Genomic DNA, 13,173 nt, shown 5'->3' with positions numbered 1-13,173 from the left:
CCGGAGCCCATCCGGTTAGGCCCGGGGATGGTGCTGTTGGTGTAACTGTTTCAACCGTTCGGTTGCTACATGAGTATAAATCTGAGTGGTCGATAAATCGCTGTGACCTAATAGCATCTGTACGACACGCAAATCTGCACCATGGTTCAATAAATGTGTCGCAAATGCATGACGTAATACGTGAGGTGAAAGTGCCTCACTGTCGATACCGGCCAGCACCGCATAATGTTTAATGCGGTGCCAGAATGTCTGGCGGGTCATTTTCTGCCCGCGTTTGCTGGGGAACAGAATATCCAGTGTGCCGCCATTGATCAACCATGGCCGACTATACTGAATATATTGTTCAAGCCAGTAAACCGCTTCCTCCCCCAGAGGAACCAGTCGTTCTTTGTCGCCTTTACCAATAGCCCGTACCACGCCCTGACGCAGACTGACATCACTGATAGTCAGCCCTATCAGTTCAGATACCCGCAATCCGGTGGCATACAGCACTTCCAGCATGGCTTTATCGCGCAATTCGATAGGTTCTTCAGTACGGGGGGTTTGCAACAGGGATTCTACCTGAGACTCGGTTAAATCTTTAGGCAATCTTTGTGGTAGTTTTGGTGAGGATAGCAACGCCGAAGGATCGTCGCTGCGGATCTTTTCCCGATACAGATACTGAAACAGCCGCCGCATGGCACTTAGCATACGGGCGGAACTGGTTGCCTTGTATCCGCCATCAACTCTGTCGGCCAGAAACGATTGCAAATCTAATGCCTGCGCGTTCTCCAGCATCAGGTCGTGAGCCTGTAGCCACTCGCTTAATGCCTGTAAATCCAGACGGTAAGATGCCAGCGTATTCTCTGCCAGATTGCGTTCCAGCCAGAGCGCATCCAGAAATTGTTCAATCAGAATTGTGTTATCCTGCGCCACCTTTCCTCCTTCGCTGACACTACCTTTTGCTTAATTATGTCTGATAATACCCTATCTGGTATACTTCCCCCTAAACTTCTACCCGTAATAAAGCGATATACACCATGAAGATCGGCCTGTTTTATGGTTCAAGTACCTGTTATACCGAAATGGCGGCAGAAAAAATCCGCGATTTTCTCGGTGAAGATTTAGTGGTTCTGCACAACGTTAAAGACGATCCCGTTACCCTGATGGAGCAGTATCCTATCCTGATCATGGGTATTCCTACCTGGGATTTTGGAGAGCTACAGGAAGACTGGGATAAGGTTTGGGGAGATCTGGAGCGTGTTGACCTGCACGGTAAGATCGTGGCGCTTTACGGTATGGGCGACCAGGATGGCTACAGTGAATGGTTTCTGGACGCGCTGGGTATGCTGCACGACCATCTTAAACCGATGGGCGTTAAGTTTATCGGCTACTGGCCAACCGAAGGCTATAACTTTACCAGCCAACGAGCCGTTACCCCGGATGGCAGCCAGTTTGTTGGTTTGGCGCTGGATGATGTGGTTCAGTATGACGCCAGCGATGAACGCATTGAAAACTGGTGTGAGCAAATTTTAGGTGAGATGCAGGCCCTGCTGTAGTTGCTGCTAAATGCCGCTTTCTGCGGCATAAGCCATTGCTAATCGTTGTTCAAGTAAGGCGTTATCTACTTTTAAATAGAGAAAACTGATCAGGTTATGTTCGTTTTGTTGATAGGACTGCCTGAGCTGTTGCACCAGTTCCTCCGCCCTTTCCGGTGAGTCGGTCACTGCCAGCAGTTTCAGGCCAAAGTCAGGTCTGTGTCGATAAGTTACCCGTTCAATTACAACAAATTGTTGCAGTATGTGTTGTTTAACCATTTGATTAACCTTGTATGTCCTTTTTATCTGAAACAATTCACCTAACTTGTTCAGTTATTCTAAACAACCTAAATGTTAAGGGATGCTAAACATATCGTCAATGTGTTTAATTGATGGTTGATGTCATGCTGCCAAAACGTCTTAAGGCCGCCAGAAAAAAAGCTCGCCTGACTCAAGAGAAATTGGGGGTTATGGCCGGAATTGATGAATCCACCGCTCGTTCACGCGTTTCTCAGTATGAGAGTGGGACTTACCGCCCTACATTTGAAATGATGTGCTCAATTGCCAAAGTGCTTAATGTGCCGGAATGTTATTTCTATACCGTTGATGACGAGTTTGCCGAGGCAATTTTGAGGTTATATGCAGCAAAATACGTGAGTTAAAACGGAAATTTTCAGGATAAAAGAGATGGATAAGCAACACGCCGACATCAGTAAATTTTTAAGTTATGTTCTGCGTCATCAGCCGGAAGCTATTGGATTAACGCTGGATAGTGAAGGATGGGCAGATATTGATACGTTGATCGCCTGTGCCGCTAAAGACGGTAAACGCCTTGAGCTGGCATTGATTCAGTCTGTGGTTGAAACCAGCGATAAAAAGCGGTTTGCCATTTCGCAAGATGGCCTGCGGATTCGGGCCGTTCAGGGACATTCATCTGCTCAGGTAGATATCCGTTATGAAGAGCAGGTTCCACCTGAGTTTTTATACCATGGCACCGCTACCCGCTTTCTTGATTCTATTCGCGAGCAGGGGTTGATTGCCGGGTCGCGTCAGTATGTGCATCTGTCTGCGGATGAAGCTACGGCAGTGGCCATCGGACAACGGCATGGTAAACCTGTGGTGCTAAAGATTAGAGCACTGGAGATGTCTCGGCAGGGGTTGGTGTTTTATCGGGCGGAGAATGGGGTTTGGTTGAGTGGTGAGGTGCCAACTCACTTTATTATATTTTAAAGTTATTTCTCTTCAGCTTGTTTGGGGTTGCGACGGGCTGATTATTCTTTTGCCAATATATACCCGACCTAAGCTGGAATTATCATAATCTTCAATTACCACTAACCAAATTTTTCTTAATGAACTCCTCTAATACCTTTTTAACTGGAGGTGTAGATTTTTCTATTAATAAGCTCGCATTAATTAATAACTGTTTTTTTGTATCTTGATTCAATTTTGATAAATTCAAACACCTTAGCGAATCAATACAAGTAACAAGTAACAAGTAACAAGTAACAAGTAACAAGTAACAAGTAACAAGTAACAAGTAACAAGTATATCTTTATCCTCTGTATTAATCAGTTCTAAAATCACTTTTAATTCATATGAGCTATGTAAATCCCCCAAACACTCTACAAGTCTCTTTTGCCAAAGTATAGACTTATGTTTTAATTGCTCGATTAACACTTCCCAATCATTTTCATCAAATTTATTAAGTAGCTCCGTTGCTTCCAATATACCGCAATCATACCAATAATCTTCTGAAGAAACATCATGACTAAAATCTGATATACATAAGTTAAATTCATTATACATATAAGATATCTCTATCAAATTTCATTTAAATAATGGTAAGAATCATAAGCTGCTCTATTCCATTCTTGAGTCGCTTCTATTTTTTCTGGAATTATTTTATCTTTATATATTGCTGACCATTCAAACCGATTACCTGAATAAGTTTCAATAACACAAGCTCTATTCCAACATAATTTAGCCAAGAGGCATTCGAACTCTTCTAACCATTCATCTGGCATAACATAGATATTGTTATACTCTGCTGCAAAATGAATAAGATGAGAGTATTTACTTGTGGCCCTATTACCATAAGGCAGTACTGAAAACATATCCCGACAAATATATGCACCGCAGTAAGGCAACTCCTGCAATACCGCTTTATTAAATAGATCTAATCTCTCATCATCAAGTGCAGAGGACTTAATATAACCATAAATTATAGACATAATATTCCTTGTATATTCTGCAATTGTTTATTTTCGTTCACTGCCATATTCACTACGCTATCAGCAGGGCCGCATCACTGCTAACTAGTCAGCCGATATCTGAAATTAGGTAAACTAAAACTTATTTATCATCCTTTAGGCGTAACACCTCGTTGCTGTAATTCTTTACGCAGTATTCGTTTAATCCAGGTCGCGAGTGATGAATCACCGTCTTTGCGCATCTCATCTTCTAACTGAGCACGTAATTCATGAGATAAACGGATTTGATATTGATCGGTCTTGGCTTTTTCGATTGACATTGTAATTACAATCATCCTATTATTCAGTAGTAAATTGTAATTACAACGTAATAGTTACTCATTTACAACCACTAAAATAGCAACACCCGATAGTGTTGGAGCACTAACCGGGTGTCTAACCACAAGCAACCAGACAGAGAAGGAATAGTTACTTATGACTGAGCGCAATTGTAAATCACAACCCACAGTTAACGCAAAACAACCACAACCCCGTCATTACACCGTGGGATATGTCCCGAATGGCGGTAAAACTCGCCCCAGTCCACAGATTAAAATCAGCGGTAAGTGGCTGGAAGAGTTGGGGTTTACGACCGGGCAGGCGGTGACTGTGACCACTGAGCGGGGGCGAGTGGTGATTGAGGAGGTGGTTAATATTTGATGGTTGAAACAAATCTCCCAGCCAAATTTATGGCTGGGAGAGCCGATGATTAATAAAAATCTGAATCTATTTGACCTTCTGCTTTCAGGATCTCAAGGAAGCGTTTATAAGCAGTTTCATCTAATTCAAGAAGATCATCTAATAACCTTTCTTTGATTAACGCCCAATGACAAATACTATTCATATTATTAAATTGGTGGAATACAAATTCACCACTTATATCTTTATCAACCACAGTTACTTTCGATAAGTTATATGCTTTCAACCCACCATAACCTCTTGGGAATCCTAAAAACAAAGTTTCATTACCAACCCAATATATTGAATAAATATCAACAAGTTCACCATCTTTTTCCTGAATCTTCATTATTTGTTATCCTTAAGGGAAGGCCCTGACTGTAATGAATTACGTTGAGGATTCACCATTTTCATATCATAAGCCTTACCCGTATAAGAGTTGTATTGGTAGTGAATAGTAAGGCTTGAACCATCTGGAAGTTTATGGCTAACCTCCATCTTCTGGAATCCAGCCGATGTAGGGAAACGAGGGTCACTATTTAGACCCAATAACTTTTCTCCCTGCACTGGATTAGCTCGTACCTGATTCCACACAATTTTCTCATTCAGATCGCGTGGGAATGGATTTTGTATACCTTTAGCTGTCGTTATATATTCAGCATTCTTGATTAACTGTTCCTGTTCTCTAGTTAATGGCGAAGCATTAGCATTTCCACTTGAAGGTTTTTCAACCGTCAATCCATAGATAACACCGGCCAAAACACCTTTGAAAATATTATTTTGGTGTAGCTCTGGATTATTAACCACTGGCTCCAGTTCAGAGATAGAGTAATTAACCAACTCTTGGCATTGCCCCACGCAGTCTGACGAAGCAGCAAGCTGCTTCAATTTCTCTAATTCCGCTCTTTGTTCATTCAACGGAATACCTGTTACTAAAGCTTGACGCTGCCGATCTTTATCTAACTGGCTGAGTTCAGCTTTAAGCTGCTCTCTTTCTTCATCTGTCTTAGCATTCGCGTATTTTTCAGTAAACGTAGTGATATCTTCTGTACTCAGATAGTTATTAACCGCAGCGTTGTACGCTGCACTAGCAGCCGTCCCCGCATTCGCCGTATTATCAGCTACTAAACCCGCCGCCACGCCGGTGGCGATTGAGGTCATATTAGCAATAAATTGACGCTCGGCTTCCGTCAGATCTTCAGTCTTCTTATGATACAGATCCTCCGCTATTGCCTTCGCTATCAGCTCACCGCTGGCCGCACCCAACGCACCAGACAGGCCATTATTACCCGAACCTTCCGCAACCGCCAGACCCACGATGGCATGACCGATAACTTTGGCAAACAGGTTCGCATTGTTCGGGTGTTCCTCGTCTATCGGGAAATTCGCATCCGCCAGCTTCTTCACACCCTGAGCCAGAAACGGCGCTGAAGCCGCCGCCGCCGCATTCCCTGCACTACCGCCGCCCATCGCCACGGTAAGCGCCGCACCTGCCGCCTGAATAGCCCGTTGCACATTGCTACCTGTGCCGTACTCTTTCATCTGCTTTTCATTGGCAATCGTAAACTCTCGTTGATACACCACATCATACGTGGCTTTGTTGAGGTCTTCCTGAGTTGGGTTTTCGTTACCCGCCTTTTTCAGATTGGCTCTCGCTTCTGCCAAAATCGCCGGGTCATTCGCCGCCGCATCCTTTTGTGCATCCGCTTTAGCATGCGCCTCATCCTGCGCCGCCTTCACCCCAATATTGGTCGCAATCGTCGTCACCTGCGAAACTATCTGCCCCGCCAGATTAATCGCCTCCAGATTGCGCATCTCTTCTTCAGCATTGAAGATTTTATCCAGCGGATTGGCGGCATTTTCCGTATCGCGACTGATGGCGGCAATATCCTGCTGCTGACCCTCCTTATCCCGAATAGTGATAGAACCATCCGCAATCGCCGCATGGGTGGTGCTACTGGCACTGTCACCATAGGCCACCACAATCGGTGTTCCCGGGAAGCCCATTGGTGCGCCACCACCAGAGCCAACGCTGATCGACACATGGCTGACGTCGTAATCTGCATGGTTCTTAATATCACTCCAGCCCAGCGTACCGGTATCCAGACTGTTTTTGTCGGCTGTGGCGTCAGATGCAATCACTGCACCATCTAACTGCGTGTGCTTACCCACGGTAATGTCATAACCGCCCTTGCCGGCATAAATCCCGCTCTGCTCATTGACGCTGGCCCAGGTGCTGTCCATCTTGTCCATGGTGAAGCCCAGACTGCCGTCAAAGCCGGTGCCGTAGCTGCCTGCAATATTAAGCGAGTACTGCTCATAGCTGTAATCATCGGTGTCCTGCAACGAACGAACGGTCAGGTCGCGACCCACGTCCATCAGCACGGAATCACCTTTCGCCAGTGCACCAATCAGGTTGGTATCCCGACCGCTGATGATGGTCAGGTTGTTACCCGCCTCTAACTGGCTCTCAGTCCAGTACAGACCGTCTGCATGCATATTCCCTTGCGAGAAGTTAGCATCAGCAAAGAAACGCAGGCCGTTTTTACCCCCGCCCCAGCCAAAGCTCACCCCGGCGTTACCACCGTAGCTCTTGTTCTCGCTGTCAGTTTTTTGAGTATTCGCCGCCGCCAGCAGGTTAACGTCCCGATTGGCGTCCAGAATCATGTTATTACCGGCATTAATGGCAGAGCCTTTAATGGTGATATCGCCGTCAACGCCTTTCTCACCGTTACCGGTGGCGGTAATGGACAGATTATTCCCTGCGGCAATAGCGGAGCCCTGCGCCGCCCGAATTTTGGTATCGGTGGTGGATTCGGTATGTTGGGTACCGCCGGAAATACTGATACCCACAAACCCTTCACTACTGTCAGGCAAGTCCATCATACCGGCCTGCACGGCCTGAACTGCCGACAACGCTGCTTTGATTTCCTGTAGCGCTTTGATTTTACTGTCCTGAGTGTCCTGTGCCTGTTTGGCTTCGGTTACTGCTGCATTCAGAGCGCTACCGGCAGCGCCGGACAGTGCAATAGTCACACCAGACTGAGTACGTTCGTACTTATCCTGAATGTTGGTCTGATTCTCCACTGACTCAACAGTGACGTTTTTACCTGTCAGGTTAATGTTCTGCTGAGCGATAACATCTGAACCTTTAACCGTCAGATTGTTTCCGGCACTCAGGGTAACATTGCCCTCAGTGCTGCCCACAGTACTAGCCAATTGAGTAACACGATGGCTGGTGTTACTCGACTTTTCATCTATCTTGCCATATGTCACCCCGATACCACCGGAGCTCATCACGCCACTCTTTTTCTTACGAATTATCTCAAGATCATCCTGCTGTTCCTGCGCTGTCGTCAACGTCAGGTCGTGACCGGCATGTAATGCCATATCATTGGTACTGGTTATCTGACTGCCTTCAACTCGCAGGTCGTTTCCGGCATTCATGATGACGGTATCACCACTAAAATTGCTGCTTTCCGCCGAAAGCACATCATGCACGACCTGCTTTGTCGTCACGGTTTTGGTCATACCGCTGCGGCTGGTGGATTTGCTGGTGCTCTCCACATGATCAGTCGACTGTCCGGCGATAATATTAATATCGTTTCCGGCCACTACGGCTAACTGACCGTCGGCCATGACCTGAGCAGCTTTCGCGTTGATATCATTTTTCGCTGACAGAGTAACATTGCCGCTACTGCTAATCTGGGTACCGATATCCTGTGAGCTTGCCTCTTTACGCGAGCTGTTCTTACTGGCAGAGATATAGTCACGCTGCTTCTCTTCCGTCACGGTATTCATATTCAGGTCGTGACCCGCCGCGATAGATGTTTCACTATTTTGACCGGCGTTAATAATCAACGCCGCTGTCAGATTGATATCATTACCGGATGAAAGCTGAAGCACGCCATTATCGTTATTAACCGACAAGGCTCCTACCTGATTGATATTGGTATGGGACGAACTGTTAGTTCCGCCTTTTTCATTGTGATTGGTGGTGGTAATAATATTGATATCATGACCGGCCTGAAGCTTCAGGCTGTCATTGCCCTGTATCAGTCCGCCAATATTATTAATATCATTATTCGCCAGCAGCGCCACGTTATTACCGCTAATGCTGCCGCCCATATTCTGAATATTCTGCGCCAGCACGTTCAGCTTATCGCCCGCCAGAATGCGCCCCTGATTCACCAAATCATTACTCAGTTGCAAATTGACTTGCTTACCTGCTAAAAGAGCACCGTTACTATCAATATCCTGCGGCTTGACCATGGCATATACCTGCGGCACCAAAACCGTCTGAATAGTGCCATCCGGTAAGGTCACGTCACGGCTTACCAGCCAGACGATATCCGAGGTCAAATTAGCCATCTGCTCTTTTGTTAACGCTACGCCTAACGACAGGTTGTACTTTTGAGCAAACTCAACGCCGCTGTTCATCAGCGCCATATACTGCTCTTCGTCATTCGCGTAGCCGTTTAAAAAACGCTGTCCTGTCAGGCTGATGATCTGGTCACTGATAAGGCGCTGCTCATAGTAACCATCGCCTAAACGTTTATGCATATTGTTCGGATCGGCCTTTAACTGGCTGGTCATGTAGTCCGAACCTAACCAACGCTTAAGCTGGGTAAATTTAGGGTCAGTTTCTACCAGATACTGGCTGCCGACTGCCGGATTGATTTTATACAGGCTGGCATTGGGTAACGTCAGATTCAGACTCGGAGGACGTGTCACCACGCTGACATCCTGCATGCCATTCACACCCGCCAGTTGGATATTCACTCGTTCAATGCTGATGCCGCCAATACTATCGCCCGGAGCCAAACCTTCCTGACGCGCATTAATCGAGACACCACTCCCCTCCGGCTGGGTGTTACCTACCGTTTCAGAGGCTTTTAGCATGATATCCTGATACACAGCAGCCGGGGAGTAATCATAATCATGATGCCCCTGTACCCGTACACCACCAATTGGGGTTGAATATCGATGCTGCATAATCCCCGATTCAGTAATAATGCGGGTACCACTAATTTCTGTGTTATTCAGGGTATTTGCGGCAATATTCAATACATTTCCCGCAACGATTTGGCTCTTATCGTTATTGACCGTATCCGCAGTAATCAGCAGATTACCACCAGCTAAAATTTTCGCTGGGTCGGTTTCAACAATGGCGTTTTCCTGCGTGGTTCGGACATAAGTAAACTCATAATAGTCATCGTCCCCCCTATCCGAATCCGGCGTATACAATGTGGAAACGCCACGACTATTGAAGGTAAAGCTGACCTCATCAAGGAAGTAGTGACGGCTGCTGGCATTCATTGCGTACTCAAGAATATTTTCCTGCGATACCACTCTGAATTCAGTTAAAAAATGGTCATTAACATTATTCACCTGCCCCATCGACAACCTTAAATCCCCCAGCGCTTCAATCGTCGCACTGTGGTTATTCAACACGCCACCCATACCGATGGCATTGCCGTTTTCATCCAGCAATCGACCGATGGACAGATTGCCACCGCTGAATATCAGCGAATGAGTGTAGTTGTTTAAGGTACCCACCCCCATATCCAGCGTTTCACGACCGGCGATGGTGGCAGCGGTGCCATCCTCTTCCCGGTTATTAATCACATCTGCCTGTAAACCCAGCCAGGTGCCGTAGATGCGACCAGTGCCATAGTTATCGATTTGACTGGCCTGAAGACGCGTCAGCAGCCCGTCAATCAGTCCTCTGTTGCTTAAAAGCCCACTCAAAGTGAGATTAGTGGACTGGGCACTGATAACCCCTGTTGCATCGTTGGTCAGCGACCCGGCATTAAGATGCATATCGCCGGCGTACAGCTGACCGTCAAGGTTGCTCCAGTGACCGGTGGTGTGTGCACTGAAGCCATTGTTAACGTAGAGCTGAGCGCGGTCGGTGTTTATCTCACCGCTATGCCCCTGCAGATTCACCGCGCCGGCACTCACCAGACCGTCAGCAAGATTAATGCCGTTCGCATCCACATTCAGAGTGCCGGAGGCCAGCGTCTGCCCCTGTAAATCGACAGATTGTGTGCTGAGAAGAGTGATATCTCCGGCGTTTGCCAGTTGACCATTGCTTTGCACGCCGGCTGCCAGCAGGGCATTGCTGCCGTTGCTAAAATAGTGGGTGGAAAGGACAATATCGTTTAGCGCTGCCAGCGTTGAGGTATTGTTGATATCCCCAAGCGCATGCAGGTTAAGTGCCCCGCCGCTGTAAAGCTGGGCATGGTTATCAATCCGTTGTCCGGCGCTGAAATCCAGCCCGGCAAAGGCATAGATATCCGCGTCATTGAGGATATTTCCGTCGGCATCCACAAACAACGAATCTTCGCTGTGCAGCAGGTGATTATTGGTAAAGCTGCCATCGGTAAGGTATTTCCCCACGCCCTGGCTGTACAGTGTACCGTTATTCAGGATATCGCCACCGGCGGTCAGCGTCAGGTTGCGGTCAGCGCCAAGGGTGCCATCATTGGTCATTGCTCCGGCAACGTTAAGGGAGGCATGACCTCTGGCATAAATTGTATTGCCGTTATACAGCGCACTCTGCGTGGTCAGGAATAAATCGCTACCGCTATTGAGGGTACCGCCGTTGGTGACCTGCCCGTTGGCCGCCACGGCCATCGTACCACCGCTATACAGGGTGCCGGTATTGAGTAGCCAGCCCGGTGTAGTCAGAGACAAACGGCTGTCAGAACCTATCACGCCATGGTTGGTAACATCACCACCGGTATTAAGGGTTGTCTGACCTTTACCGTACAGCATCTGATTATTAAACAGCGCCCCGTAAGTATTCAGATTCAGTTCACCGTCGGCACCGATAGAACCATAGCTGGTCACCGACTGGTCTGCGGTTAATGACAGGTTGCCTTTACTGTATAGCGTACCGTTGTTATATAACGCGCCCGGTGTAGTCAGGCTCAGCAATCCATCCGCAGCCAGCGTGCCATTATTGCTAATTGTGCTGCCCGCCGTTAACCGGGCATTGCCTTTAGCATAAATCGTATTGTTACTGGAGAACTCACCCGCCGCATTCAGGGTAATATCCCGATCAGCGCCCAGAGTTCCACTATTGAGCAGGCTACTGCGGCTTTGTGCCTGTACATCGCCACCGGCGTAAATCGCCCCGCTGTTATTGATATGACTGGCAGACAAAGTCAGACTCAGCCCGGCATCCAGGGTTCCGGCGTTTAACAGCGCATTTTGAACGCTAAGAGACGCGGCGTCCGCAGACCAGATGCTGCCGTAACTGGTCATCCAGTCACCGCTGTCAATGCTTAAAAAACCACCGCTGCTGATTTTCCCGCTGGCAGCCTGATTGATATATCCCGGAGTGCTGATGGCTGTACGCCCTTTGCCCTGCAACGTACCGCTGTTATCAATACTGCTGGCCGATACCCGAAGTTCCTGACCTGAAGAGAGCGTACCGCTGTTATTTAATTTCCGACGGGCGCTGACCCTGGTGTTACCGTCTGCCGCTATCACCCCCTGACTGGTCAGGTTACCCTGCGTGGTGACGTTAAGCTCCCCGTTAGTCCCCATTTGCCCGGAAGCAGTGTTAACCATATCTCCCTGAGCACTGAGCTGAACCTGATTTTTACCAAACAGCGTACCGCTGTTGGTCAGCCCTTCCGTCGTCGTGACTGTCAGGTTTTGACCGCTACTTATTGTTCCACTGTTTTCAATACGACCATCGGCGGTCAATTCTACCGATCCCGCCTGCGTGCCAATATGCCCGGCGTTATGAACACCCACACCATTTTCGGTTCCCACCATGCGGATAGTGTTGGCGTACATGCCGCCCAGCGCGGTGACATCCATTGAGAATTGAGGACTGGAAGCATCGCTGCTTCCTTGCTTTTCAATCTGGCTGGCATCAGCACTGACTTTGTTCTTGCCGGTGACCACGTTAAGCTCATTGGCCCAGACTCCGGCATTTACATTCACCGATTGGGCGATGATATCGGTATAGCTCTGCTGGCTGCTGTCCATTCCTCTACCCTGAATGGTCACATTACCCTGTTGGACGTTGTAGCCTTCCAGTTGACCATTCACCAGATTTGGCGTGCCGGTAGTCAGCGTCGCACGGTTGGCGTTAATAAAACCACAGCCGTCACAGGTAATACCCGATGGGTTAGCAATAACTACCTGAGCTTTCTGCCCGGCCACTTCCACATAACCGTTAAGCTGACTTGGGTTGCGGGAATTGACTTCATTAAGAATAATTTTAGCCCCACCTCGTATGACCTGCGGGTTGCCGTCGACATAACCACCCAGTTGAGTCTGTACCGGTGCGGCTGAGTTATTCAGTATCGCTCCGCGATTATCCACATCAAACTGGCTGTAGGTATTGCGCGATACGCCTGCGGCGCTCGGTGTCTGAATATTTACCTGCGGCGTGCCGTTGGCACTGCTGATGAGCGTTGGCTGCTGGTTACCCGGCGCACTGTGATCTGCCACGATATCTGCCTGTACCGGCATACTAATAGCCAACAACCCCAACGCCATACTGGTCAACAACGTCAGGGGTTTAAGGCCGGCAATCAGTTGACTTAAGGTATGCCCGGCTCCGGATGAAACACGGGGACTTCCGCCAGCAGAATGTGCACCGGCAATCTCCGGTACTACCATTAACTGACCACGGGCCTGGTTAAAAATAACCCGGTATAAATTCTTATTCATTCGTGAAATCCTTTTACTGGTCTTTTTTTAGT

11 protein-coding genes are annotated in these 13,173 nt (G+C 47.8%); 4 read left to right on the top strand and 7 right to left on the bottom strand.

Annotated features, from left to right (window positions below):
* Positions 1-15 precede the first annotated feature (15 nt).
* On the bottom strand, positions 16-915 hold the full coding sequence (gene xerD / locus I2494_RS12200) for a site-specific tyrosine recombinase XerD (protein WP_218467203.1): 900 nt from the start codon (positions 913-915) through the stop codon (positions 16-18).
* A 104-nt stretch (positions 916-1,019) separates the two neighbouring features.
* Between xerD and fldB the strand changes: the two genes are divergently transcribed.
* Entirely contained in the window at positions 1,020-1,538 is a 519-nt protein-coding gene (gene fldB, locus I2494_RS12195; RefSeq protein ID WP_218467204.1) for a flavodoxin FldB, read from the top strand.
* Positions 1,539-1,544: 6 nt separating this feature from the next.
* On the opposite strand, the gene I2494_RS12190 is transcribed toward fldB, so the two are convergent.
* Positions 1,545-1,796, bottom strand: coding sequence for a hypothetical protein (locus I2494_RS12190; protein ID WP_218467205.1), 252 nt, complete (start codon positions 1,794-1,796; stop codon positions 1,545-1,547).
* A 125-nt stretch (positions 1,797-1,921) separates the two neighbouring features.
* Between I2494_RS12190 and I2494_RS12185 the strand changes: the two genes are divergently transcribed.
* Both I2494_RS12185 and kptA read left to right on the top strand, forming a co-directional pair.
* Complete coding sequence (locus I2494_RS12185; protein ID WP_218467206.1) at positions 1,922-2,179, top strand: helix-turn-helix domain-containing protein; 258 nt, start codon at positions 1,922-1,924, stop codon at positions 2,177-2,179.
* A gap of 25 nt (positions 2,180-2,204) precedes the next feature.
* Positions 2,205-2,747: an RNA 2'-phosphotransferase gene (gene kptA, locus I2494_RS12180; RefSeq protein WP_218467207.1), complete on the top strand. Its 543-nt coding sequence runs from the start codon at positions 2,205-2,207 to the stop codon at positions 2,745-2,747.
* 234 nt (positions 2,748-2,981) lie between these two features.
* Here kptA and I2494_RS12175 read toward each other — a convergent pair whose 3' ends face one another.
* From I2494_RS12175 to I2494_RS12165, 3 genes are all read right to left on the bottom strand, one after another.
* Positions 2,982-3,323, bottom strand: coding sequence for a hypothetical protein (locus I2494_RS12175; RefSeq protein ID WP_228350940.1), 342 nt, complete (start codon positions 3,321-3,323; stop codon positions 2,982-2,984).
* A gap of 14 nt (positions 3,324-3,337) precedes the next feature.
* Positions 3,338-3,748: a hypothetical protein gene (locus I2494_RS12170; RefSeq protein ID WP_218467209.1), complete on the bottom strand. Its 411-nt coding sequence runs from the start codon at positions 3,746-3,748 to the stop codon at positions 3,338-3,340.
* A gap of 128 nt (positions 3,749-3,876) precedes the next feature.
* Complete coding sequence (locus tag I2494_RS12165; protein ID WP_218467210.1) at positions 3,877-4,047, bottom strand: hypothetical protein; 171 nt, start codon at positions 4,045-4,047, stop codon at positions 3,877-3,879.
* Positions 4,048-4,201: 154 nt separating this feature from the next.
* Between I2494_RS12165 and I2494_RS12160 the strand changes: the two genes are divergently transcribed.
* A complete protein-coding gene (locus I2494_RS12160) occupies positions 4,202-4,426 on the top strand; it encodes a SymE family type I addiction module toxin (RefSeq protein ID WP_218467211.1) in 225 nt (74 codons plus the stop codon).
* A 49-nt stretch (positions 4,427-4,475) separates the two neighbouring features.
* On the opposite strand, the gene I2494_RS12155 is transcribed toward I2494_RS12160, so the two are convergent.
* Complete coding sequence (locus I2494_RS12155; RefSeq protein WP_218467212.1) at positions 4,476-4,793, bottom strand: hypothetical protein; 318 nt, start codon at positions 4,791-4,793, stop codon at positions 4,476-4,478.
* Entirely contained in the window at positions 4,793-13,141 is an 8,349-nt protein-coding gene (locus tag I2494_RS12150; protein ID WP_218467213.1) for a hemagglutinin repeat-containing protein, read from the bottom strand. The genes I2494_RS12155 and I2494_RS12150 overlap by 1 nt, the downstream gene beginning before the upstream one ends.
* Positions 13,142-13,173: the final 32 nt, after the last annotated feature.

Source organism: Limnobaculum allomyrinae (genome assembly GCF_016649425.1).
In the GTDB taxonomy this organism is placed as follows: domain Bacteria; phylum Pseudomonadota; class Gammaproteobacteria; order Enterobacterales; family Enterobacteriaceae; genus Limnobaculum; species Limnobaculum allomyrinae.
This window is presented reverse-complemented; position numbering and strand designations above follow the sequence as displayed.